Origin of the sequence: Streptomyces sp. NPDC058307 (assembly GCF_042880295.1) — a bacterium.
In the GTDB taxonomy this organism is placed as follows: Bacteria; Actinomycetota; Actinomycetes; order Streptomycetales; family Streptomycetaceae; genus Streptomyces.
This window is the reverse complement of record NZ_JBHVYZ010000002.1, coordinates 45,440-68,497: the sequence shown is the minus strand read 5'-3', so window position 1 is coordinate 68,497 and position 23,058 is coordinate 45,440. Positions and strand designations below refer to the sequence as shown.

Below are 23,058 nucleotides of genomic sequence, written 5' to 3'. Positions count from 1 at the left end.
AGGTCAAACGGTGACACACCCGCCGAAGAGCAGCGCGGCACCGCCGGGTTCCGCGGTGCACACCATTCCGGCCGTTCCGCCGCAGCCGGGACCCCCGGCCCCGGCCCCGCAGGCGCCCCCGCCTGCCCCCGCGCCGGACCGGGCACCCGCCCGTCGTACGGCCTTCGCCGAGGGTTTCGACCAGGTGCGCGCGGCCGCCACCACCGAACCGGGCCGGCTGCGCATCATCGGCGCGGCGCTCGCCCTGCTCGTGATCCTCTTCGGCGCGGTGACCGCCTGGCAGACCAACGACCGGGCCGCCGCCGCGGACGACGTGCTGCACAAGAGCCAGCCCCTCAGCAGCGCAGCCGCCGACATCTACCGCTACCTGGCCGACGCCAACACCACGGCCTCCAGCGGCTTCCTCGCCGGCGGCCAGGAGACGGCCGGCTCCCGCAACCGGTACGAGAAGGACATCGACCTGGCGGCGACCGGTCTGGTCAAGGCCGCCTCGAACTCCGACCCGGACTCCCCCGCCGCGAGGACCGTGGCCGAGCTCAACACCCTGCTGCCGGAGTACAAGGGCCTGGTGGAGCGGGCCCGTACGTACAACCGCCAGGGCTTCCCGGTCGGCGGCGCCTATCTGCGGTACGCCAACGAGAAGATGCAGGAGGAGATGCTCCCGAAGGCGCAGAACCTCTACACCAGCGAGAACCAGCGGCTGCGCGCCGACTACGCCGACGCCACGCCCTACCCGTGGGCGGCGATCGGCCTCGGCGTCCTGGCGCTCGCCGGGCTCGCGTGGGCGCAGCACCGCAACTACCGGCGCACCAACCGGGTCCTCAACCACGGTCTGGTCGCGGCCACCGCGACGGCCACGGTGGTACTGCTGTGGCTGGTCGTCGGTCACACCGTCGCGCGCGCGGGCCTCGACGCCTCCTACGACCACGGGGTCCGCTCGCTCAATGTGCTGCACGACGCCCGCATCGCCTCCCTGAAGGCGCGCGGCAACGAGAACCTCACCCTGGTGGCCCGCGGCGCCGAGACGGTCACCGTGCAGAACGCCAAGGGGCAGAAGGTCACCTACGACGCCTACGACTACGACTTCGGCAAGGACATGGACACCCTCGGCAAGGGCCTGGCGAAGGCGTCCGAGCTCGCCGACGACAGCGACGGCGAGAAGCCGGTCACCGCGGCCGAGGGCAACATGGCGGTGTGGAAGCAGCGCCACTCCGCGGCCCGCGAGCAGGACGACTTCGGCAACTACGAAGTGGCGCTGAAGCGGGTCATAGGCGGCAAGGGCGACACGGGCGAGTGCTTCGACAGCGTCGACAGGAACCTCGCCAAGGCCCTGACCCACGAGGAGAACGAGTTCGCGCGGTCGGCCGGTGACGGCCTGGGGGCGATGACCGGACTGCCGGTGGGCGCCGCCGTCCTGGCCGTCCTCGGCGCGGCCGGCGCGGTACTGGGCATCGGCCGCAGGCTGTCGGAGTACCGGTGAGAGGGGGCGTGACGATGCGAATGCGCGGACGTGTGCGGACCGGCCTCAAGGGCTGGGGCGGTGTCGGGGCGATGGCGGTCGTCTGCGTCCTGGTGCTCGCTTTCGCGCTGCTGCTGCCGCACACCCGGGCGAGCGGCGACAGCACGGGTACCGGCGGGCCGGGCGCGACACACGCGCTGCAGGCCGCTGACGACGATCCCTGTCTGAACCCGGCGATCAAGGCGCACCCGGAGGACCAGACGCTGTCCCCGTCGAGCGCGGACGGCCCGACCATAGAGAAGATCAAGGCCCGGCAGGGCGAGAAGCGCAAGCTGATCGTCGGCGTCGACCAGAACAGCTACCGCTGGGGCTACCGCAACCCCAACGACGGGTCGAAGGCCGACCTGGAGGGCTTCGACATCGACCTGGTGCACCGGATCGCGCAGGACATCCTCGGTGACCCGAAGGCCGTGCAGTTCAGGGCGATCCCCACCAACCAGCGCATCCCGGCGATCCAGAAAGGCCGGGTCGACATGGTCGTGCGCACGATGACGATCAACTGCAAGCGCCTGGCCGACGTGGCGTTCTCCGCGCCCTACTTCAAGACGGGCCAGCAGGTCCTCGCCCCCAAGTCCTCGGGCATCACGGGCTACAACGACACTCTGGCGGGCAAGAAGATCTGCACGGCCGAGGGTTCGACCGCCTTCACCAAGCTGGACGACGACAAGAAGGCGGGGGATCTCGTCGCCTCCGCCGACATCAAAACCACGGTGCCCAACCAACTCGACTGCCTCGTCAGGCTCCAGCTCGGCGAGGTCGACGCCGTGGTCACCGACGGCGCCCTCGCGGCCAGCCAGGCGGCCCAGGACCCCACGGTCGAACTGAAGGGCTCGCCCTTCACCACCGAGTACTACGGCGTGGCGATGAAGAGCGACGCCGACGATCTGGTACGCCGGGTCAACCAGATCCTGGTGGACTACCGCAAGGACACCACCGACGGCTGGCAGGCGTCGTACGACAGGTGGCTGTCGGCCACACTGGACGAGAGCTCGGCGAAGTCGGAGCCGCCCCCACCGAAGTACCTGCGCAAGAACTGACGGACCGCCGAAGACAGCCAACCACCCAGCAACCTTCAGCAGCGAGAGGTGATCGATGGGCGTCACGGGACCCCCCGAGCCGGTGATGGACCGGGACGAGGTGGACCGTGCGCTGGCGCGGCTCGGCGCGGAGCACGAGGCGATCGAGACCTCGCTCCTCGCTCTGCAGGACCACGCGGGCCGCAGGCTCCTCGAAGGCGCCGAGCTCACCGGGCTCACCAAGGAGCGCTGGGAGGCCGCCGACGCGTCGATCACCCTGCTGTGGGCGTACTTCGACGCGTACGCGGACGCGCTGCGCTCGGCCCGCGAGATCCGCTCCCGCCGCCGCTGGTCCAGCCGCGAGGACCTGGTGGAGCTGACCGAGCTGCTGCGCGGCGAGTCGGTCACGGTCGCGGGATCGGCCACCGCCACGGCCAACGCACCTACCCTGCACGGGAATTCGGGCAAGCTCAGCGAGCGGTTCTCGCTGGTGACGCTCGTGGAGCGGATGAACGAGCTGTACGCGACGAGCCTGGACATGGTCGTCGCCGCCGACTCCGTGTGGTCGGCACTGCCCGCGCGGATAGACCTCCTGTCCGCCGAGCTCCAGCGCACCCGCCGGCTCGCGCACTCCGTCGGCGTACGCCCCGGGGAGCACCCGGCCGGTGACGACCTGGAGCGCATCACCCGCACCCTCACCTCGCTGCGCGAGCAGGTGATCTCCGACCCGCTCGCCTTCTGGCAGCGCGCGCAGGGCAGTTCGGCACCCGGCGGCGGCAAGCCGGACACCACGGCGTACGACCGTGAGGCGCGCGCCCTGGAGGACGTGCGCCGGGAGATCGACGCCGTGCTCACCGTCCGGCAGGACGCGGAGGCCCGGCTGGTCAGGCTGCGGGACGTGCTCTCCCGCGCGGACCGCACGCTCGCCGAGGCGCGTCTCGCGCGCGGTGAGGTCCTCGCGAAGATCGCCGCCACGGAGGTGCCGGTCGTCAGCGGACCGCCGACCGCACTGCAGGAGCAGCTGGCGACGGCCGCCGAGTACCGCCGACACGCCCAGTGGCACCGGCTGTCCCCGCTCCTGGAGTCCCTGGAGGAGAAGGCGGAGGACGAACTGCTGCGCGCCCGCGAGTCCTTGACCGCGGTCACCGCGCCGCTGGCGGTCCGCGCGGAGCTGCGCGGCCGGCTCGACGCGTACAAGGCGAAGGTCGCCCAGCACGGCCTGGCCGAGGACCCGTTCCTGATCGAACGGTACGACGCGGCCCGGCGGATGCTGTGGAGCGCGCCCTGCGACCTGCGGGTCGCCGAACAGGCCGTGCTGCGCTACCAGCACGCGGCCGCCGAACTGCTGGGCGCCCCGCGGGTGCCGCAGGACCGTAGGGGGGAGTCGACGTCATGAGCCAGGAACAGCAGCCCTGCCAGCGGCCCGGCTGCGACGGCAGGTACGAGGACATGGGCGGCGGCGAGCTGTACTGCGACACCTGCGGCCTCGCGCCGGTCGTCCCGGCCGGGGCGGGCCGGGCCGGCTCGGTGCCCACCGGCGGGACGGGCGGCGGCAGCCACTCGCAGGGCAGCGCCGGTTCGCGCGCCACCGGCCGCGGTTCCTCACGTACGTCCACGCGTACGTCCTCGCACTCGTCGAAGTCACGGCGCTCGGTGTCCGGACGTCTCTCGCGCGCGGTCTCCGGGAAGTCCACGGGCCGTTCGGTGTCGGTGCGCGGCTCCGGCTCGACCGCCGGCTCGACCGGGCGCGGCCGGCTCGGCGCGGGGCTCGTCGAGGTGCCCGGGATCCCGCGGCCCGACCCGCGCGAGATGGTGCTGGAGAACCCGGAGGTGCCCGAGCGCAAGCGGTTCTGTTCGCGCTCCGACTGCGGTGCCCCGGTGGGGCGTTCGCGCGGGGAGCGGGCCGGGCGCACGGAGGGCTTCTGCACCAAGTGCGGCCACCCGTACTCGTTCGTGCCGAAGCTGAAGTCCGGTGACGTCGTGCACGGCCAGTACGAGGTCGCGGGCTGTCTGGCGCACGGCGGTCTGGGCTGGGTGTATCTCGCCGTGGACCGCGCAGTGTCCGACCGCTGGGTGGTCCTCAAGGGCCTGCTGGACACCGGCGACCAGGACGCGATGGCCGCCGCGATCTCCGAGCGGCGCTTCCTCGCGGAGATCGAGCACTCCAACATCGTGCGGATCTACAACTTCGTGGAGCACCTCGACCAGCGCACCGGCTCGCTCGACGGCTACATCGTCATGGAGTACGTCGGCGGCAAGTCGCTGAAGGAGATCGCCAACGGCCGCCGCTCGGCCGACGGCAAGCGGGACCCGCTCCCGGTGGAGCAGGCGTGCGCCTACGGCATCGAGGCCCTGGAGGCGCTCGGTCACCTCCACAGCCGCAACCTCCTGTACTGCGACTTCAAGGTCGACAACGCCATCCAGACCGAGGACCAGCTCAAGCTGATCGACATGGGCGCGGTGCGCAGGATGGACGACGAGGAGTCGGCCATCTACGGCACGGTGGGCTACCAGGCCCCCGAGGTCGCGGACGTGGGCCCGTCGGTCGCCTCCGACCTGTACACCGTCGGCCGCACCCTGGCGGTGCTGGCCTTCGACTTCCAGGGCTACACCAACGTCTTCGTCGACTCGCTCCCCGACCCCGACAACATCGAGGTCTTCCGCCGGTACGAGTCCTTCTACCGGCTGCTGGTCCGCGCGACCGACCCGGACCCGGCCCGCCGGTTCGCCTCCGCACAGGAGATGTCGGAACAGCTGACGGGCGTCCTGCGCGAGGTCGTCTCCCTGCAGACGGGCCGCGCCAGGCCCTCCCTGTCGACCCTCTTCGGCCCCGAAGTCCGCGTCACCGACGCGGAGTTGTTCCCGAAGCTGGACGGGGAGGTGTCGCGCCTGGGGGGACGGGTGATGCCTTCCCGCAAGACCTCCGCCGGTGCCGGCGGTGTGGGCGGTGCGATCGGTGCCGGCGGGGCGATCGTCAAGCCGGTCAACGCCCCCGTCGCCTCCCTCGCCCTTCCCGTCCCCCTCGTCGACCCCTCCGACCCCAACGCCGGTTTCCTCGCCGGGCTCATGACCACCGCGCCCGCCGAACTGCTCGGCGCCCTCGCGGCCGCGCCGGCCCCGTCGGCGGAGTCACGGCTCCGGCAGATCCGCGCCTGGCTGGAGAACGGCGACGCGCACACCGCGGACGAGGCGCTGCGGCGCCTCGAGGACGAACGGTCCGACGACTGGCGGGTGGTCTGGTACCGGGGCGTGGCCGCCCTGGTGACCGGCGACCACGAGGCCGCCGCGCTCGCCTTCGACGCGATCTACGACGCCTTCCCCGGCGAACCCGCCCCCAAGCTCGCCCTCGGCCTGTGCGCGGAGGTGCTCGGCCAGCTCGACAACGCCGCCGAGTACTACGGCCTGGTCTGGTCGACCGACCCCAGCTATGTGAGCGCCGCGTTCGGCCTCGCGCGCGTGCAGCTCGCGGCCGGGGACCGCCGCAGCGCGGTGAAGTCGCTGGAGTCGGTGCCGGAGTCCTCCATCCACTACACCGCCGCCCGGGTGGCCGCCGTCCGCGCGCGGCTGCGTGGACGCACCGCGACCGCGGGCGACGTACCCTTCCTGGACGACCTGACCGCCGCCGCCGGGCAGGTCGAGGCGCTGGACGCGTACGGTCTCGATCCGGCGCGCCGTGAGCAGTTGTCGGCCGAGGTGCTGGGCGCGGCCCTGGACTGGATACTCTCCGGTGGCCAGGACTCCGTCGCCCCCGCCGCCGGAGGACGGGCGCTGCTCGGCAGTGGACTGGACGAGCGAGGACTGCGCTTCGGCCTGGAGCGTTCGTACCGCGCGCTGGCCCGGCTCGCGCAGGGCGGCGAGGAGAGGATCTACCTGGTGGAACGAGCCAACCGTTACCGCCCCCGGACGTGGGTGTAGTTGATGTCGCAGATGCCCCAGCAGACCGCCCTTTCGAGGTGCCCGAGCTGCGAGGAACCCCTCGAGTCGGGCGACCGTTTCTGCGGTGCGTGCGGATACGACCTGTCCGCCGTCCCGGCACGGCCGGACGACAGCCCGACCATCGCCATGAACGGCGCGCCCCCCGGCGGCCCCTGGCCACCCGCCCCGCACCCCCCTGCGGAACTGCATCTGCCGATCGACCTGCGCGCCGCGGCGTCGGGCGAGCACGAACTGCCCCAGGTGCCGCCCCAGTCCGGGCCGGTACTCGGATCACCGGTCTCCCCCGCCTCCGGTGTCCGCTTCGACCGGCCCCCGGAGCCCGAGGAGTACCTTTTGCAGGCGCCCGACCCACGCGTGGCCGCCGGGCCGCCCACCCCCGCCGAAGGCACCACAGTGTGCGTGGCCTGCCGCGCGGGCCGGGTCGACGGCGACGGCTACTGCGAGAACTGCGGGCACGCCCAGCCGCGTGAGCGCGACCACATGGAGCAGGAGGCGGGCCCGATCGCCGCCGTCAGCGACCGCGGCCTGCGCCACCACCGCAACGAGGACGCCTTCACCCTCGGCACCAGCGTGCTGCCCGACGGCTCGCCGGCCACCTTCGCGGTCGTCTGCGACGGCGTGTCCTCCGCGACCCGCCCCGACGACGCCTCCCTGGCCGCCTCCCGGGCCGCGGCCGACGCGCTGCTGGCCGCGCTGCCGCAGGGCACGCACCCCCAGCAGGCCATGCACGAGGCGATCGTCGCCGCCTCCCGCGCGGTCAACTCGCTCGCCGGGGAACCCGCCACGGCCCGCGAGCACCAGCCCCACCAGAACGCCCCCGCGTGCACGATCGTCGGCTCGGTCGTCACCCCGAGCCTGCTGGTCGTCGGCTGGGTCGGCGACAGCCGCGTCTACTGGGTGCCCACCGACCGCAGTTCACCCCCGGCCCGGCTCACCGAGGACGACTCCTGGGCCGCCCAGATGGTCGCCGCGGGCCTGATGAACGAGGCAGAGGCGTACGCCGACGAGCGCGCCCACGCGATCACCGGCTGGCTCGGCGCGGACGCCTACGAACTCGACCCGCACACCGCTTCCTTCAAGCCGGACCGGCCTGGTGTGGTGGTGGTGTGCACCGACGGCCTGTGGAACTACGCGGAGTCGGCCGACGAGCTGGCGGAGGCCGTGCCGGCCGACGCCGCCGCGCGCCCGCTGCACACCGCCCGGGTGCTGGTCGGTCACGCCCTGGACGGCGGGGGCCACGACAACGTAACAGTGGCCGTCGTGCCGTTCCCGACCCCTTCGCAGGGGGCAGGATCGGCCTGAGGCCGTACGCGGGGAATGCGCCGCAGCAGGAGCGCCGGACCGGAGGGGACCGGTCCGCGATCAGTCATCGCCCCACGACTGTGGGGGTCCGCGAGGGGGATGTGAGCAGGCATGGCCAATTTCTCGAAGTCGCACGCGCCGCAGTTCGCGATGGACGTCTACCAGAACGAGTACCTGCCCGAGGGCGGCCGTGAGGTCAACGCGATCGTCACGGTGACCGCGACCGGCGGCGGCACGATCGGCAGCGCGGTCGCGGCCGCGCACCTGTGGTCGGCGGAACAGGGCCCCTCGGCGGCGGTCGCGGTCATGGTCGACTGCTCGGGCTCCATGGACTACCCGCCGACCAAGATGCGCAACGCCCGCGACGCCACGGCCGCCGCGATCGACACCCTGCGCGACGGGGTGCACTTCGCGGTGATCGGCGGCACCCACGTGGCCAAGGAGGTCTATCCGGGCAACGGCCGTCTCGCGGTCGCCGACGCCACCACCCGCGCCCAGGCCAAGCAGGCCCTGCGCAAGCTCAGCGCGGGCGGCGGTACGGCCATCGGGACCTGGCTGCGCCTCGCCGACCGCCTGCTGTCCTCGGCGGACGTCGCCATACGGCACGGCATCCTGCTCACCGACGGACGCAACGAACACGAGTCGCCGGAGGACCTCAAGGCCTCCCTCGACGCCTGCGCGGGGCGTTTCACCTGCGACGCCCGCGGGGTGGGCACCGACTGGGAAGTGAAAGAAGTCACAGGGATCGCCTCCGCCCTGCTCGGCACCGCCGACATCGTCGCCGACCCGGCCGCCCTCGCCGACGACTTCAGGCAGATGATGGAGACGGCCATGGGCAAGGAGGTCGCCGACGTCGCTCTGAGGGTGTGGACCCCGGTGGGCACCGTCATCAAGTTCGTCAAGCAGGTCGCGCCCACCGTCGAGGAGCTCACCGACCGCCGCAGCGAGGCCGGTCCGCGCGCCGGGGACTACCCCACCGGCTCCTGGGGAGACGAGTCCCGTGACTACCACGTCTGCGTCGAGGTCCCGGCCGCGAACATCGGCCAGGAGATGCTCGCCGCCCGGGTCTCCCTGGTCGTCCCGCAGCCCGACGGCACCACACAGAACCTGGGCGCCCAGGGTCTCGTCAGGGCCGTGTGGACGGACGACATGGTCGCCTCGACGTCGATCAACCCCCAAGTCGCCCACTACACCGGCCAGGCCGAACTGGCCCAGGCCATCCAACAAGGGCTCGATCTCCGCAAAGCGGGCGATATCGACGGAGCAACGGCCAAACTGGGCCGGGCTGTTCAACTCGCGAGCGACTCGGGGAACGCCGATACTGCGAAACTGCTTTCGAAGGTGGTCGACGTGGTCGACGCCGCGACAGGTACTGTGCGACTGAAGGCGAAGGTCGAGGAGGCCGACGAGATGACTCTCGAGACACGGTCGACAAAGACAGTTCGTGTAAAGAAGTAGACAGTTACCGACGTAGAAGTTCCCTGATCCGAGAGGGGGAAGCGCCGACATGCCGACCTGCCCGAACGGACACCAGTCGGGTTCCGACGACTGGTGCGAGGTCTGCGGTCACCGCATGGCCGGTGCCGTGCCTCCGCCCCCTCCGCCGCCGCCCGGTCCGGGTGGAGGCGGCTACGGCTTCCCGCCGCCCGGTGGCCCCGGCGGTCCCGGCGGTCCCGGGGGCCAGCCCGGTGGACGTCCGCATCTGTCCGCCGTACCGGACCCCGAGCCGGAGCTCTGCCCGCAGTGCCGTACGCCCCGTGAGGGCGGTGCGCCCTTCTGCGAGGAGTGCCGGTGGAACTTCCTGACGAACACGGCGACCTCGTACACCCCGGCCGCCCCGCGCCCGCCGGCCGGTTCCGGCGGTCCGCCCTCGCACTTCCAGCAGCAGCCGCCCGGGCCCGGTCCGTCCTTCGGTGGCGGCGGTGACTCGTACGAGTACCAGGGCTCGCGCCCGTCCCAGGTGAACCGCCCCGCGGAACCGATCCCCTTCGGCTCGGAGCCTTCGGGCCGCTCGGGTCCGGGTGGGCCGGGCCCCGGTGGTCGTGGCGGTCCTGGTGGTCCTGGTGGTCCGCAGGGCTTCCCCGGTGACCCGGCTCGGCCTGGTGGTCCCGGCGGACCCGGCGGTCCTGGCTCCTCCGGTCCTTCCGGTTTCCCGGGCGGACCCGGTGCACCCGGCGGTCCCGGCCCCTCCGGTTTCCCCGGCGACCCGTCCCGATCCGGTGGCCCGGGCCAGTCCGGTCCTGGTGGTCGGCAGGGTTTCCCGGGCGACCCCGGACGCGCCGGTGCACCCGGCCCCTCCGGTTACCCGAGCGGACCCGGCGGACCTGCCGCACCGGGCTCCTCCGGTTACCCGGGTGACCCCTCCCGTCCCGGAGGCCAAGGTGGTCCCGGTGGTCCCGGAAACAACCCCGGCCCCGGCGGCGGCTACGGCTACCCGCAGCCCGGCGCCACCCAGGCTCCGCCCGGATCCTCCGGTCCTGGTGGCCCCGGCGGCGGCTACGGCTACCCGCAGCCCGGCGGTCCGCAGGGCTTCGGCGGCACTCCCACTCAGCCCGGCCCCGGCGGTCCCGGTGGCCCGCAGGGCTTCCCCGGCGACCCGTCCCGCCTCGGCCCGGGTGGCCCCTCCGGTCCCGGCGGTGGCCCCGGTGGTCCGCCGAACTTCGGTGCGGACCCCTCCCGCCCGGTCCCGCCGCCCCCCGGCCCCGGTAACACGAGCGGTGCCCCGCAGGGCTTCCCGGCGCAGAACGCATCGGCCCCGCCCGCCTTCCCGCAGGAGACCAACCGGCCCCAGCCGGGCGGTCCGCCCTTCGGTGGCGGCGGCGCCGACGACTGGGTCATCTCCCCACCCTCCTCCACCGCCCCCGGAGGCCCGGGCGGCGGCCCCGGCGGTCCTGGTGGTCCTGGTGGCCCCGGCGGCGGCTACGGCTATCCGCAGCCCGGCGCCACCCAGGCCCCGCCCGGGCCCCCCGGGCCGTCCTTCCCGCAGCAGCCTGCGACCTGGACGGCGACGATCGGCCCGGACCGGGACTACTTCCTGGCGATGATGCAGCGCTCCGGCCCCGAGGCCGCGGGCCTCAACCTGCCCGCATACTCCCCCGAGCAGCAGCGCACGCTCACCGGCAACCAGGTCACCATCGGCCGCCGCCGGCACTCCACCGGTGACACCCCCGACGTCGACCTGTCGGTGCCGCCGGAGGACCCGGGCGTCTCGCACCAGCACGCGGTGCTGGTGCAGCAGCCGGACGGCTCCTGGGCGGTCGTCGACCAGAACTCGACGAACGGCACCACGGTCAACGGGGCCGAGGAGCCCATCACGCCGTTCGTGCCGGTGCCGCTCCAGGACGGCGACCGGGTGCACGTGGGCGCCTGGACGACGATCACGATCCGCCGCGGTTAGCCGGCGGCCACGTCACCGGAGGAGCTTCACCGGAGGGGCCACGTATGCGGTCCCTCCGGGTCGTCCAGCCACGCCCACTCCCGGTCTCCGCTGACCGTGATGCCGTACCGCTCACGGCTGGGCTGCCTCTCGCGCTCCCACAGCGCGTACGCCTCCCGCGGTGCGAGGCTGCCGCGGCTCAGAGCCAGCAGGAAGCGGAACAGCTCGCTCTCCCGGGCCCGGCGCGGTACCCCGCCCCACTCGACGGACCCCTCTTCCTGCCGGTCCGCGCCACGCAACGGCACGAAGTAGACGGGGGTGTGCAGGAAGCGCCCTTCGGCGTGTCCGGCGTCCCGGACCGCCAAGGCGATCAGGCCGGTGGCGAGCGGGCTCAGGATGCGGGCGCCGGGGCGGCACTGGCCGAGCCAGGCGGTCGGGACCGACGTCAGAGTGCAGGTGGCGATGATCCGGTCGAAGGGGGCGCGTTCGGGCACCCCGCGCGCGCCGTCGCCGGTGACGACGAAGGGGTGGTACCCGGCGGCGGCCAGATGTCTGCGCGCCGCCTCGGTTATCTCCGGTTCCAGGTCGACGGTGGTGACCGCGTCATCGCCGAGCCGGTGGGCGAGCAGGGCCGCGTTGTAGCCGGTGCCGGCGCCGATCTCCAGGACCCGGTCGCCGTCCCGGATCCGCAGCTCGGTCAGCATCATCGCCATCAGCGAGGGCTGGCTGCTGGAGGAGACCAGTTCGCCGTCGCGCAGCCGGGTCGCCAGCGGGGCGTCGGCGTAGGCTCCGCGAAGCCACTCCTGTCGGGTGCGCGGGTCCGGGCTCTCGCCCCAGCGCCGCTCGTAGCCCCCTACGACGCCGACGTAGTAGTAGGGCACGAACAGATGCCGGGGCACCGCCTCGAAGGCCTGCCGCCACACCGGGTCGGCGGCCCAGGCCCCGCTCGCGTCGATCTCCCGCACCAGCGCGGCCCGTACGGAGGCGGCGAGTTCGGCCAGGTCCCTGTCGAGAGCGTGCGCGCCCATGTCTCCACTCTGCACCCTGAGCACGGGAGGTCCTAAGCCTTGAGTCCTCGTCCGCCCCGTCTGAGACCATGGTTGACGTGAAAGAGATCCGGCGCGGCACGCTGCAGACGCAGACCTTCTACGAGCAGGTCGGCGGGGAGGAGACCTTCCGCCGCCTCGTCCACCGTTTCTACGAGGGGGTCGCCGAGGACCCGGTCCTGCGGCCCATGTATCCCGAGGAGGATCTCGGCCCGGCCGAGGAGCGCCTCACGCTGTTCCTGATCCAGTACTGGGGCGGCCCCACGACGTACAGCGACAACCGGGGCCACCCGCGGCTGCGCATGCGCCACGCGCCCTTCACCGTCAATCGTGAGGCGCACGACGCCTGGCTGCGGCACATGCGGGACGCCGTCGACGAACTCGGCCTGTCCGAGGAGCACGAGACCCAGCTGTGGAACTACCTGACGTACGCGGCCGCTTCGATGGTGAACACCGCCGACTGATCACTCTTTACTGAGCGTCGATTTCCGGTCACACTCCGGTCAAGCCCGCTTCCTCGGCCGGCCGTAGCGGCGGACAGCCGGCTGCTGGGGAGGTGGCGGTGGGCACGGCGGCACCCGCGTGGCCGGACGACAGCGACCGGGGAGGATGACCGCTCAGCGCACTCAGCGCACGCTGACGCCGAGCGCCCCCAGGCCCCCCTGCCGTACGGCGATCGAGCCGTAGGGCGTCCGCAGCCGCAGCCACGCCCCCGACGAGAAGAGCCCCACGTCCCCGCCGGGCCGCAGGAATCCGAGCGACTGCGCCGCATGCACGGCCCGCACGGGCAGTCGGGTGTCTGCCACGGTCCGGGACCAGATCTCCCGTCCGATCCTGTCGAGTTCGGCCCGCGTACGTGCCTCGGGGGCCAACTCCTCCGTACGGGCCCGGAATTCGGCGACCCCGGCGTGGACGAGCGCCCGCAGCGCCTCCGGTCCCGGCAGCCCGGTCACCGCTCGCCACCCACCGCGCGGCGGCAGCACTCCGGCCCACGGCGGCCCGGTCACCGGCCCCGGCACGACAGCCGTACTCGCGCTCTCGTCGACGGACTCCAGGAGTTCCCCGGCGGACACGGTCACATCGAGGGTGACGTCGAGCCCGTTCTCGTACGGCTTGGCGAGCCGCACCGCACGGATCGCCAGCACGTCGAAGGAGGGCGGGCGCCCGAAGACGGCGAGCGCGGTGCCGGTCCCCTGGAGGCGTACCGCGGCCGAGCGGTCGTAGCGCAGCAGCCGGGAGAGGAAGGCGGCGAGGTCCGCGGCCTCCCCCTCGTCGGCGAGGTGGAGGACCGTCATGCGGCGACGGCCTCCTCCTCGTCGTCGTCCCGGTACTCCTCGAGGAACTCCCGTTCCTCCGCGGTGATCCGGCGCGGCCGCTGTGCCTCGAAGTCGAACGGCACGATCACCGTGGAGGCCCGGACGTAGACGTCGTCGCCGTCCTTCACCTCGTAGGCGATGGTGAAGGACGCGGCCCGGATCTCGGTGACCCACAGCTCGATGTCCACCGGCGCGTGCCGGTGGACGAGCTGCCGCTTGTAGTCGATCTCATGGCGTGCCACCACGGACCCCTGCTTGAAGTCCTTCTCCGGGCGGAACAGGAAGTCGATACGGGCTTCCTCCAGGTAGCGGAGGAAGACCACGTTGTTGACGTGGCCGTACGCGTCCATGTCCGCCCAGCGCAGCGGGCAGCGGTAGATGTGCCGCAAGATCAGCCTCGGGTCAGCTTCTTGTAGGTGGCGCGGTGCGGGCGCGCGGCGTCCGGGCCGAGCCGCTCGACCTTGTTCTTCTCGTACGACTCGAAGTTGCCCTCGAACCAGTACCACTTGGAGTCACCCTCGTAGGCGAGGATGTGGGTCGCGACCCGGTCCAGGAACCAGCGGTCGTGGGAGATGACCACAGCCGCGCCCGGGAACTCGAGCAGGGCGTTCTCGAGCGAGGACAGGGTCTCGACGTCGAGGTCGTTGGTGGGCTCGTCGAGGAGCAGCAGGTTGCCGCCCTCCTTGAGCGTGAGCGCCAGGTTCAGGCGGTTGCGCTCACCACCGGACAGGACGCCGGCGGGCTTCTGCTGGTCAGGACCCTTGAAGCCGAAGGCGGAGACGTAGGCCCGCGACGGCATCTCGACCTGGCCCACGTTGATGTAGTCCAGCTCGTCCGACACCACGGCCCAGAGGGTCTTCTTGGGGTCGATGTTGGCGCGGCTCTGGTCGACGTAGCTGATCTTGACCGTGTCGCCGATCTTGACCGTGCCCGAGTCCGCGGGCTCGAGACCCTGGATCATCTTGAACAGCGTGGTCTTGCCCGCGCCGTTCGGGCCGATGATGCCCACGATGCCGTTGCGCGGCAGCGTGAACGAGAGGTCGTCGACCAGGACCTTGTCACCGAACGCCTTCGAGAGGTTGTTGACCTCGACGACGATGGAGCCCAGACGCGGGCCCGGCGGGATCTGGATCTCCTCGAAGTCCAGCTTCCGCATCTTGTCGGCCTCGGCCGCCATCTCCTCGTAACGAGCCAGGCGGGCCTTGGACTTGGTCTGGCGGCCCTTGGCGTTGGAGCGGACCCACTCCAGCTCTTCCTTGAGGCGCTTGGCGCGCTTCTCGTCCTTGCGGCCCTCGACCTTGAGGCGGGCGGCCTTCTTCTCCAGGTACGTGGAGTAGTTGCCCTCGTAGGGGATCGCGCGACCGCGGTCGAGCTCGAGGATCCACTGGGCGACGTTGTTCAGGAAGTACCGGTCGTGAGTGACGGCGACGACAGCGCCCGCGTACTTCGAGAGGTGCTGCTCCAGCCAGTTCACCGACTCGGCGTCCAGGTGGTTGGTGGGCTCGTCGAGGAGGAGCAGGTCCGGGGCCTCGATCAGCAGCTTGCAGAGCGCGACGCGGCGCTTCTCGCCACCGGAGAGGGTGGTGACGGGCCAGTCGCCGGGCGGGCAGCCCAGCGCCTCCATGGCCTGCTCCAGCTGCGCGTCCAGGTCCCAGGCGTTGGCGTGGTCCAGGTCCTCCTGGAGCTTGCCCATCTCGTCCAGCAGCGCGTCCGAGTAGTCCGTCGCCATGAGCTCGGCGACCTCGTTGAAGCGGTTGAGCTTGCCCATGATCTCGGCGGCGCCGTCCTGGACGTTCTCCAGGACCGTCTTGGACTCGTCGAGCTTCGGCTCCTGCATGAGGATGCCGACGCTGAAGCCGGGCGACAGGAACGCGTCGCCGTTCGACGGCTGCTCAAGGCCCGCCATGATCTTGAGAACGGTGGACTTACCGGCACCGTTAGGGCCGACCACACCGATCTTCGCGCCCGGCAGGAAGCTCAGCGTCACGTCGTCAAGGATGACCTTGTCTCCGTGCGCCTTACGCGTCTTGCGCATGGTGTAGATGTACTCAGCCAAGAGAAACCGTCCGGCAACTTGAGATCTGGGCAGTGGGCAGATACACCCCATCTTGCCTGAGGTCCACCCTCGGGTGGTAACCCGTTTGGTCGGGGGGCTGTGACCTGGGGGTTCGTGGTCGGCCACTGTCGGTCGTCGTTGGTCGGCCTCGGGCGCCCTCGCACGGCCCAGAGACGGCCCAGGACCGGGACTGCTCACTCAAGCGGCTGGGGCGCCACTCGCAGCTGCTCGCTGTAGAGCCAGGTGAAGGTGCGGTCGGGTTCGAGGTGGGCGTCTCCCCAGTGGATGACGTGGATGCCGTTCTCCGGGTCGGCTGTGAAGAACAGGCACACGAGCTTCGTGGAGGCACCCAGGGCCTCGAAGGTCTCGTGCAGTTCCTCGTACTCCTCTGTCGTGAGGTCGTCGTCAATGGGAAAGAGGCCGGCCTGCGGCTCCGGTCCGTGACTCAGGAGCATCCGGCGGCGCGTGGGGGAAGCGTTGGCTGCCAGCCGCGCGCGTTCGAGGGGCTTCGGGCGATCGGCGTACTTGAAGGGGAAGAGAGCGTGGTCGTTGATGACTGCGTACTCGTACCCGCGCACGTCACGCACGGCCTCGTCCAGCTCACGAGCCGTATCCGCGAGGTTCTCGCGCACGGCCTCGGCCAGGGTGACGCCGTAAGGGCTGCGCTTCTTCAGCCTCGCGGTGAGGTGAACGGCATGAGCCCGCGTGTGAGCCCTGGCCAGCTGTTCCGGAATGGCCTCGACCAGCCTGCCGGCATGCCGCCCGAACCGCTTCATGGCCCAGTCCGACGGCTCACCGCGATTGCCACCCAGCACGGACATACAGAGTCCCCCTCCCCCAGTCACCCCGCCTACCAACTGTGTGACACGTACATGAAGCGCCAACAAGGCCGCGGATCCAGCCACGCGGCGTGAAGGGACCTCCTGGGGCGCGTCGGGGGGCTTGGAGCGGGGGGCCTGGAAGGCGTTTGAGCGGACGACCGGGTGAGCGGGTCCGACCTGGCCCTTTCGGGCAAGCCGTCGAACACCGCCCGCCGAAGTCCAAGAAGCCCGCGCTGCGGACTGCGGCGACGAGTCACCTCGTGCAGCGGGGCCACACCCCAGCCCAGCCTCGGTCCACCGGCCAGGCGCCGCCCGCATGTCATCCCCGAACCGAAGCCGAGTTCCTGCGGGCAGATGCCCCAGCCGATCCCGGTATGCCGGCACGTACAGTGCGCCCGGGAAGACCGGCAGGACCCGATGCCGCTCGGGTCCCGCATGCCGAGCCCGTCGGCGAGAATGCTGTACCCGCAAACCCCTTGATCGACATGCAGCTGCCTCCCAACTGTGCTCCCCTGGACATAGGTACTGCCAGTACCGCAGGCGAACCCGCCATATGCCTGGCGGACCTCTCGCCCCGGCAGGCGACAGCTACCGCTCGAAGCGGTCAAGCACAGCACCAGCAGAGGCACCGAGCACCAATTCGGATCGCCCCGACTTACCGCCCTGCCGTGACGCCCGCACACGATGTATTTCCGCCCGCTTTGGAATGTGGTCACCATGACATCCGAAGGGCTTTGGCTGCGAGTAGCCCAGTGATGATGGTCGCAGCAGTCGGACTGAGTGCCGCCCCCGCAGAGCAGCCGTCCGTAGTCACAGCGGCCAGCTAATTCCCCGAGGCTGATGCATACGCAACCCAGGGCAAGAGCAATGTCATCTCGGACGACGAAGAGGTACAAGTCTCCTGGATAGCCAGCCAAGTTTCCCCCGGGGGGAAGGCATACCGATACGCTGGCAGGTGAACGTCATCTATAACAACACAAGGCGAGAGTATTGGGTACGTGAAGGCCGAGCACGACCTATGCAGCGATCACCCGGAGTGGAACGCCAACCCGAGGACCGGCGATCGCGTCTCACTGCAGTGGGAGGACTACGGGACCTCCCAGGCCCTTGACCCCTTTGGTCACTGAGCCTGCGCAACAGCAAGTGGAGACGACAATGACCGACAACCCCGATGAACATAGGGGAACGAGAGTGGAGCAGGAGGCTCGCGGCGAGCCCCGGCAATGGGACCAGCGACCCCAACACCCTCCGACGACCCCGCCGCCGTTCGCACCACAACCAACGCCGCCGACAGCATCGGCGGCATTGACACCGCTCACCGAATGCCCGGCCTGCGGGAAACCCGCCGGCGAGGAACTGTCCTGCCAATTCTGCAGTCAAGTGCTGTTCCTGCCGCAAGGAATACGGCTCTCCACTGCTGGACTTCGCTTCGGCGGGTACGTACTGGAGTTCGTACTCATGATCTGCACTTTGGTGATCGGCTGGGTCATCTGGGCGCTCATAGCGTTCCAATATGGCCAGACGCCCGCCAAACAGCTGCTTCACATGAGAGTCATCTGCATTCCGCAGGCTCGAACCGCCGGATGGCTCAGAATGTTCTTCCGGGAAGTCATCGCGAAGACGCTCATCGGATTCCTTGCCAGCTTCACCCTTCTGATTCCCTATTTCTGGCTCCTGTGGGACAAGAATCGCCAGGAGCTGTGGGACAAGATGGCCACTACGCTGGTCGTCAGCGACCCCCGAGATCTGCTTCAGCCACAGCCGCAGCCACAGCTTTCGGACAGTCGTGCCGGGACACCGCAGAGGTAAGTGGCAGTTCGCCGCCGCAAGGGTTGGTCAGTCGCCTGCCCCACGCACGGCCAGCACCACAGCCGCACCCACGACCACCGCGCCCGCTGCCCCCGCTGCCCCCGCCGCCCCCACGGACCGCATCCGCCCCCCGGACGTCCGCCACGACAGCACCGACCACTTCGACCGTGCCGACAGCAGTGACCCCGTGCTCAGCCACGAGCCCGCCGAGATCAGGGACAGGGCCGAACCGATCGAGCCGACGGACAGGGCGCTGCCGATCGAGCCGACCGAGAGGGCCGAGCCCACGGAACCGATGGACAGCACCGAACCCACCGAGCCGATCGACAGCACCGAGTCCTGCGACCACAGGGACAGCACCGAGTCCGAGGAGGTACGACGCGCCGGCGACGCGGATGGCTTGGTCATGACGCCATTCTGCCCGTCACCGACGCGGTACTGCCCTTCACCGACGCCATCCCGTCCGTCACCGACGCGCCGCGGTCAGTCCTGTGCCCGGTTCTGCTTCCTGCCGGTGAGGACCAGGGCCGCGCCCCCGATCACGACCAGCGCGATGGCGGTACCGGCGATCAGCGGGGTGGTGGCGGAGCCGCCGGTCTCGGCGAGGTTGACGTCGGTGGTGGGGAGGGCAACCGTGGCGGGGCTGGGATCGCTGAGGGTCTGGGTCGTGGCGCCCCGCTCACTGCTGCGGGTGCGGCAGTCGAGGACACCGGTGAAGCGCTCGGCGAGACCGTCGGGGCCGGTGATCGTGAAGTCGTACGCCTGGTCCTCCTGGAGCGGGACCGTCACCGTGCGGGACTCGCCCGCCGCGATGGCGTACTTGGTGCCCATCAGCTCGAATCCGAACTCCTCGTCGCCCTGGTTGACCGCCGTGATGTCCAGACCGCCCTTGGTGCAGTTCCGCGCCGCGGACAGAGCCGGCACGGCACCCTCCTTCGCCCAGGTCGCGCTCGCCGTGGCCGAGACCGTCGACTCGCTGGAGCCGGCGAGGATCTGGGTCTGGCTCCGGCTCTCGGAGGCGAAGGCACGGCCGACCGGCACGGTGGTCGAGGCCTGCACGGTGAGGTCGGCCGAGCCCGCCGCCGCGTCCTCGGGGACGTCGAAGTAGAGCTCGCCGCCGTCGCTCACCGAGGTCACCGGTCTGCCGTCCTTGCCGACGATCCGCACGCCGCTGGTGGCCGCGTCCGCCGGCGGGGTGACCGTGGCACCGGCCGCGTTGGTGTGCACCGTGACCGGGCCGAGCAGCTCGCCGGGGTGGCCGGAGACCGCGGGCGGGTCGAGCGTCAGGGACGCGGCCGGCTCCGCGATGTCACGGGCGCTCTTGTGCAGGTAGTCCGCGAGCTTCTCGGCCTGCGGGTCGACGGCGTCCACGTCCGCGTCGTCCGAGTAGCGCCAGATCGCCACCTGGGTGCCGGCCGCCGCGTCCTGCTCGGTCAGGCCCGAGGCGATACCGGCCTTGGCGGCGAGCGCCGCGAGATCGTTGACCTGGGGGTAGGAGTTCTCCAGGATCCAACGGATCCTGCCCGCACCCTTGTTGGCGCCCAGCGAGGTGCCGCTCCAGTCGGTCTCGTGGTACTTGGCGTCCTTCTGCGTGGGGTTGTAGAGATCGACGCAGTAGGTCTGGAGGGTTCCGCCGCCCTCAACGGACATCTCGAACAGCCCGGCCGACACCGGGAGATCGCCGTCGGTGTCGTGTATCACCGCGTCACCGTAGGTCTTCAGGCCCCCTATGGTGGCGGTCGCCCCTCTCTGGTTCTGCGCCGCCTCGTCCGCCGACGCCGGGCCGGCGACGGCCACCATCGCACCGGCGGCGAGCAGGCCGGAGACGAAGGTGACGGCCGCGAGGCGAGCCGCCCCCCGTCCGCGCACGGACAGCGCAGAGAACGCAGAAAACACGGAATTCCCCTTCGAGCAGGACCCGTTGTCGAGCGGGGTGGCGGTCCCACCAGCAGAATCAGTAGCCCCGGGAGCTGTGTTCGGCATCCTAGGGACGCGGCCGGCCCCCTCTTCCCGAGGATGCCGTCGGAAGATCGATCCGACTCGGAATCGTTATCGCCACGGCCTTTCACCCGCATGACTTATCGATATATCGACCAGAGACACCTAGAACGCATTCGCCGATAAGCCGCAGTTCGGTCGCAGTCGCCGCGCCCCCAGCTGATGTCACGTCACCGCGACGGCTTCCTGTCGTTCGGCTGCCTCGCCCTGCGGTGTCTCCCAGACGGGCTCGGGCTGCTGCCCGGACGAACCCGCCGTGGTGTTCTCCGGCCGCTGGGTGCGCCGGAAGGCCGAGGTGCCGCGCGCCAGGTCGTGGCCGATCGCCACCGCGTCGATGTCGGCCGAGGTCCAGGCCGGCTGCCCCTCGCGCACCTCCGAACGCACCTTCAACCGGCCCTGTACGACCACCGGATCACCCACGTTGATCGACCCCGCCACGTTCGTGGCGAGCTGACGGTTGGCCCACACCGTGAAGAAGTTGGTGTGCCCGTCCGTCCACTCGTTCTTCTCCCGGTCGAGATAGCGTGCGGTCGCCGCCAGCCGGAACCGCACCGACGCTCCCGTCGCCAACTCCCGGTACACCGGCTGTGTCGCCACGTTGCCCACTGCGCAGATCATGGTCTCGTTCATCGCTGGAACCCCTCCCGACATGCGTACGGGCCCGTCCCGTACGGCTGCTGCTGTCTGCGTGCCGACCGCATCAGCGCGATCGCCGCGAAGCCAGACTGCCTCCGCCGGGCCGAGCCCGCTGCGCCCTGTGGACCGTCCCCGGGTTGTGGAAAACTCCGCCACCCGAACGAGGGACCCCGTCCACAGAACCGCCGGTCACGGGACCGCCCGTCACCGCATCTCCGTCAGCCCCTCACCCCACCCCGACGACCCTGCCGTACTGCTCCCGGACCTCCCGGTAGCGCAGCAGCTCCGCCGCCACCGGATCCAGCACCCGTGCCCGCCCGCACCCGGACGCCGCCTCCCGCAGCCGCCGTTCCGCCTCCACGCCGTACCGTCGCGCCGGCCCCCGCGCCGCCATCCGGCAGCTCCACTCGACGAGCGGGCCGCCGACGATTCCGGCCACCATCAGCAGCACCGGGACTCCCAGGTTCGGCGCCATGACCCCGACGATCTGGCCCACCAGCCAGAGCCCGCCGACGACTTGGAGGAGCGTCATGGACGCCTGCGCCAGCACGGCCACCGGCCACCAGCCCGGGCGCGGCGGACGGCCCGGTGGGAGCCCGGCCCGGGCGGTCAGCTCGTCCAGCGCCTCGGGCAGCCCCTGGGAGCCGCGTACGGCCGCCTCGCGCACCGCCTGCGCCCACGCCGTGGGCAGCCCCCTCGAGGCCCGGTCGGCGAGCGTGCGTACGGCCTGCTCGACCTGCTGCCGCGCGGTAGCCTCCTCGTCCGGGTGGGCGCGCAGCGGCAGCCGGCCCGTGGGAGGTTCGCGCCGGTCCTCGAACCAGCGCCACAGCCGCAGCCAGGGCGTCCCGCACGCGCGGTTGGCGTTGCGCAGCCAGGCGCGTTCGGCCGCCTCGCCCGCCGCGGTGGCGCCGACCGCGTCCGCGAGCCGGGCGGCGAAGTCGTCGCGCGCCGCCTCGCTCAGCCCGGTGCGCCGGCCCGTCGCGTAGACGGGCCGCAGCCGCCACGCCGCCGCGTCCACGTCGGCCGCGATCCGCCGCGCGGGAGCCCCGCGCTCGGTCACGAACTGACCGAGCGCCTCGCGCAGTTCGCCGACGCCGTCCCCGGTGAGCGCCGACACCGCGAGCACGGTCGCGCCCGGTTCGCCGTACTCCCCGAGGGCTACCCCGTCCTCGTCCAGGAGCCGTCGCAGATCGTCGAGGACCTGCTCGGCGGCCTCCCCGGGCAGCCGGTCGATCTGGTTGAGGACGACGAACATGACCTCCGCGTGGCCCGCCATGGGCCGCAGATAGCGCTCGTGCAGCATCGCGTCGGCGTACTTCTCGGGGTCGACGACCCAGATGACGGCGTCGACGAGCGCCAGAACCCGGTCCACGTGCTCGCGGTGCTGCACGGCGGCCGAGTCGTGGTCGGGCAGGTCGACCAGGACGAGGCCGCGCAACTGTGCCTCCGAGTCGGCACTCTGCAACGGGCGCCGCCGCAACCGGGGCGGGATCCCGAGCCGTTCGATGAGACTGGCCGAACCGTCGCTCCAACTGCACGCGATCGGCGCTGCCGTGGTGGGCCGGCGTACGCCGGTCTCCGAGATGGCCACTCCGGCGAGCGAGTTGAACAGCTGCGACTTGCCGCTGCCCGTCGCGCCGGCGATGGCGACGACCGTGTGCTGCCCGGACAGCCTGCGCCGGGCGGCCGCCTCGTCCAGCACCTGGCCGGCCTCGGCGAGCGTCCGGCTGTCGAGCCGCGTCCGCGAGAGCCCGACCAGTTCCCGCAGCGCCTCCAGGCGGGAGCGCAGCGGGCCGTCGTACGTGAGGGGGGCCGGGGGCGGGGCGTTGGGCCCACGGACCTCCACGACGGCGGCCTGCTCGGTCTCGGCGGTGACCCGCCGCGCGATGAGCCCGTCGTCCCAGGAGCCGCCGGAGTCGGCGTCTGCCGTCCCCGCGGAGGTTTCCACGGCCTCCACGCGCACGCGTTCGGCCTCCTCGCGCGCGTGTCCCTGGCCCGCGTCCGCCCGCGTGGGACCGGAGCCCGCGCCTCTGCGCGCCCCCCCGGCGTCCGCACGCAAGTCCCGACCCTCAGCACCCTCCACGCGCGCCTGCCCGTCCTTCCCGCCCGAGTCCGCTTCGGCGCCCGCGGATTCCCCGACCGGCCCCTCCCCGTTCTCCGATGCGGTGTCCCCGGCCCGCCCCGCGTGGTCCTGCTCCGTGTGGTCCTGATCCGTGACGGCGGTCAT

General features: G+C 71.4%; 18 protein-coding genes. 9 read left to right on the top strand and 9 right to left on the bottom strand.

The genetic code is table 11. The features are described 5' to 3' along the window. Nucleotides 1–10 precede the first annotated feature (10 nt). From ACFVYN_RS02175 to ACFVYN_RS02145, 7 genes are all read left to right on the top strand, one after another. Entirely contained in the window at nt 11–1,480 is a 1,470-nt protein-coding gene (locus ACFVYN_RS02175) for a hypothetical protein (protein WP_389991186.1), read from the top strand. Nucleotides 1,481–1,500: 20 nt separating this feature from the next. Continuing rightward, nucleotides 1,501–2,556 (top strand): glutamate ABC transporter substrate-binding protein, encoded by a 1,056-nt coding sequence (locus ACFVYN_RS02170; RefSeq protein WP_389991184.1) that lies wholly within the window; start codon nt 1,501–1,503, stop codon nt 2,554–2,556. Nucleotides 2,557–2,611: 55 nt separating this feature from the next. Then, on the top strand, nt 2,612–3,931 hold the full coding sequence (locus tag ACFVYN_RS02165; protein WP_389991182.1) for a hypothetical protein: 1,320 nt from the start codon (nt 2,612–2,614) through the stop codon (nt 3,929–3,931). Beyond that, on the top strand, nt 3,928–6,450 hold the full coding sequence (locus ACFVYN_RS02160; protein WP_389991179.1) for a tetratricopeptide repeat protein: 2,523 nt from the start codon (nt 3,928–3,930) through the stop codon (nt 6,448–6,450). Before ACFVYN_RS02165 ends, ACFVYN_RS02160 begins: the two co-directional genes overlap by 4 nt. Then, a complete protein-coding gene (locus tag ACFVYN_RS02155; protein WP_389991177.1) occupies nt 6,451–7,773 on the top strand; it encodes a PP2C family serine/threonine-protein phosphatase in 1,323 nt (440 codons plus the stop codon). Nucleotides 7,774–7,884: 111 nt separating this feature from the next. Further along, a complete protein-coding gene (locus ACFVYN_RS02150; RefSeq protein ID WP_389991174.1) occupies nt 7,885–9,231 on the top strand; it encodes a VWA domain-containing protein in 1,347 nt (448 codons plus the stop codon). A gap of 49 nt (nt 9,232–9,280) precedes the next feature. Next, the gene (locus tag ACFVYN_RS02145) at nt 9,281–11,170 is read left to right on the top strand and encodes an FHA domain-containing protein (RefSeq protein WP_389991171.1); all 1,890 of its coding nucleotides are present in this window, start codon (nt 9,281–9,283) and stop codon (nt 11,168–11,170) included. Nucleotides 11,171–11,196: 26 nt separating this feature from the next. On the opposite strand, the gene ACFVYN_RS02140 is transcribed toward ACFVYN_RS02145, so the two are convergent. Then, on the bottom strand, nt 11,197–12,177 hold the full coding sequence (locus ACFVYN_RS02140; RefSeq protein ID WP_389991169.1) for a methyltransferase domain-containing protein: 981 nt from the start codon (nt 12,175–12,177) through the stop codon (nt 11,197–11,199). Nucleotides 12,178–12,245: 68 nt separating this feature from the next. Between ACFVYN_RS02140 and ACFVYN_RS02135 the strand changes: the two genes are divergently transcribed. After that, entirely contained in the window at nt 12,246–12,659 is a 414-nt protein-coding gene (locus ACFVYN_RS02135; protein WP_389991167.1) for a globin, read from the top strand. A 162-nt stretch (nt 12,660–12,821) separates the two neighbouring features. On the opposite strand, the gene ACFVYN_RS02130 is transcribed toward ACFVYN_RS02135, so the two are convergent. The 4 genes from ACFVYN_RS02130 to ACFVYN_RS02115 form a co-directional block, all read right to left on the bottom strand. After that, nucleotides 12,822–13,490 (bottom strand): hypothetical protein, encoded by a 669-nt coding sequence (locus ACFVYN_RS02130; RefSeq protein WP_389991165.1) that lies wholly within the window; start codon nt 13,488–13,490, stop codon nt 12,822–12,824. Then, nucleotides 13,487–13,900, bottom strand: coding sequence for a thioesterase family protein (locus ACFVYN_RS02125; RefSeq protein ID WP_123760786.1), 414 nt, complete (start codon nt 13,898–13,900; stop codon nt 13,487–13,489). The genes ACFVYN_RS02130 and ACFVYN_RS02125 overlap by 4 nt, the downstream gene beginning before the upstream one ends. Before the next feature lie 2 nt (nt 13,901–13,902). After that, complete coding sequence (ettA, locus tag ACFVYN_RS02120; RefSeq protein ID WP_352384069.1) at nt 13,903–15,567, bottom strand: energy-dependent translational throttle protein EttA; 1,665 nt, start codon at nt 15,565–15,567, stop codon at nt 13,903–13,905. Between the two features lie 194 nt (nt 15,568–15,761). Next, a complete protein-coding gene (locus tag ACFVYN_RS02115; RefSeq protein WP_389991162.1) occupies nt 15,762–16,388 on the bottom strand; it encodes a hypothetical protein in 627 nt (208 codons plus the stop codon). Nucleotides 16,389–17,543: 1,155 nt separating this feature from the next. Between ACFVYN_RS02115 and ACFVYN_RS02110 the strand changes: the two genes are divergently transcribed. Continuing rightward, a complete protein-coding gene (locus ACFVYN_RS02110) occupies nt 17,544–18,197 on the top strand; it encodes an RDD family protein (protein WP_389991159.1) in 654 nt (217 codons plus the stop codon). Between the two features lie 27 nt (nt 18,198–18,224). Here ACFVYN_RS02110 and ACFVYN_RS02105 read toward each other — a convergent pair whose 3' ends face one another. The 4 genes from ACFVYN_RS02105 to ACFVYN_RS02090 all read right to left on the bottom strand — a co-directional run bounded on the left by ACFVYN_RS02105 (nt 18,225) and on the right by ACFVYN_RS02090 (nt 23,058). Next, a complete protein-coding gene (locus ACFVYN_RS02105; protein WP_389991156.1) occupies nt 18,225–18,605 on the bottom strand; it encodes a hypothetical protein in 381 nt (126 codons plus the stop codon). 75 nt (nt 18,606–18,680) lie between these two features. Further along, entirely contained in the window at nt 18,681–20,093 is a 1,413-nt protein-coding gene (locus ACFVYN_RS02100; protein WP_389991153.1) for a TQXA domain-containing protein, read from the bottom strand. 267 nt (nt 20,094–20,360) lie between these two features. Next, nucleotides 20,361–20,825, bottom strand: coding sequence for a single-stranded DNA-binding protein (locus tag ACFVYN_RS02095; RefSeq protein WP_389991150.1), 465 nt, complete (start codon nt 20,823–20,825; stop codon nt 20,361–20,363). 232 nt (nt 20,826–21,057) lie between these two features. Next, the gene (locus ACFVYN_RS02090) at nt 21,058–23,058 is read right to left on the bottom strand and encodes a GTP-binding protein (protein WP_389991147.1); all 2,001 of its coding nucleotides are present in this window, start codon (nt 23,056–23,058) and stop codon (nt 21,058–21,060) included.

Excerpts from the sequence above, each read along its gene's own strand:
- ACFVYN_RS02140 (WP_389991169.1), bottom strand. The coding sequence starts at position 12,177 with ATGGGCGCGCACGCTCTCGACAGGGACCTGGCCGAACTCGCCGCCTCC.
- ACFVYN_RS02110 (WP_389991159.1), top strand. The coding sequence starts at position 17,544 with ATGACCGACAACCCCGATGAACATAGGGGAACGAGAGTGGAGCAGGAG.
- ACFVYN_RS02105 (WP_389991156.1), bottom strand. The coding sequence starts at position 18,605 with ATGACCAAGCCATCCGCGTCGCCGGCGCGTCGTACCTCCTCGGACTCG.
- ACFVYN_RS02095 (WP_389991150.1), bottom strand. The coding sequence starts at position 20,825 with ATGAACGAGACCATGATCTGCGCAGTGGGCAACGTGGCGACACAGCCG.
- ACFVYN_RS02135 (WP_389991167.1), top strand. The coding sequence starts at position 12,246 with ATGGTTGACGTGAAAGAGATCCGGCGCGGCACGCTGCAGACGCAGACC.
- ACFVYN_RS02090 (WP_389991147.1), bottom strand. The coding sequence starts at position 23,058 with ATGACCGCCGTCACGGATCAGGACCACACGGAGCAGGACCACGCGGGG.
- ACFVYN_RS02115 (WP_389991162.1), bottom strand. The coding sequence starts at position 16,388 with ATGTCCGTGCTGGGTGGCAATCGCGGTGAGCCGTCGGACTGGGCCATG.
- ACFVYN_RS02150 (WP_389991174.1), top strand. The coding sequence starts at position 7,885 with ATGGCCAATTTCTCGAAGTCGCACGCGCCGCAGTTCGCGATGGACGTC.
- ACFVYN_RS02170 (WP_389991184.1), top strand. The coding sequence starts at position 1,501 with ATGCGCGGACGTGTGCGGACCGGCCTCAAGGGCTGGGGCGGTGTCGGG.
- ACFVYN_RS02130 (WP_389991165.1), bottom strand. The coding sequence starts at position 13,490 with ATGACGGTCCTCCACCTCGCCGACGAGGGGGAGGCCGCGGACCTCGCC.
- ACFVYN_RS02160 (WP_389991179.1), top strand. The coding sequence starts at position 3,928 with ATGAGCCAGGAACAGCAGCCCTGCCAGCGGCCCGGCTGCGACGGCAGG.
- ACFVYN_RS02145 (WP_389991171.1), top strand. The coding sequence starts at position 9,281 with ATGCCGACCTGCCCGAACGGACACCAGTCGGGTTCCGACGACTGGTGC.
- ACFVYN_RS02165 (WP_389991182.1), top strand. The coding sequence starts at position 2,612 with ATGGGCGTCACGGGACCCCCCGAGCCGGTGATGGACCGGGACGAGGTG.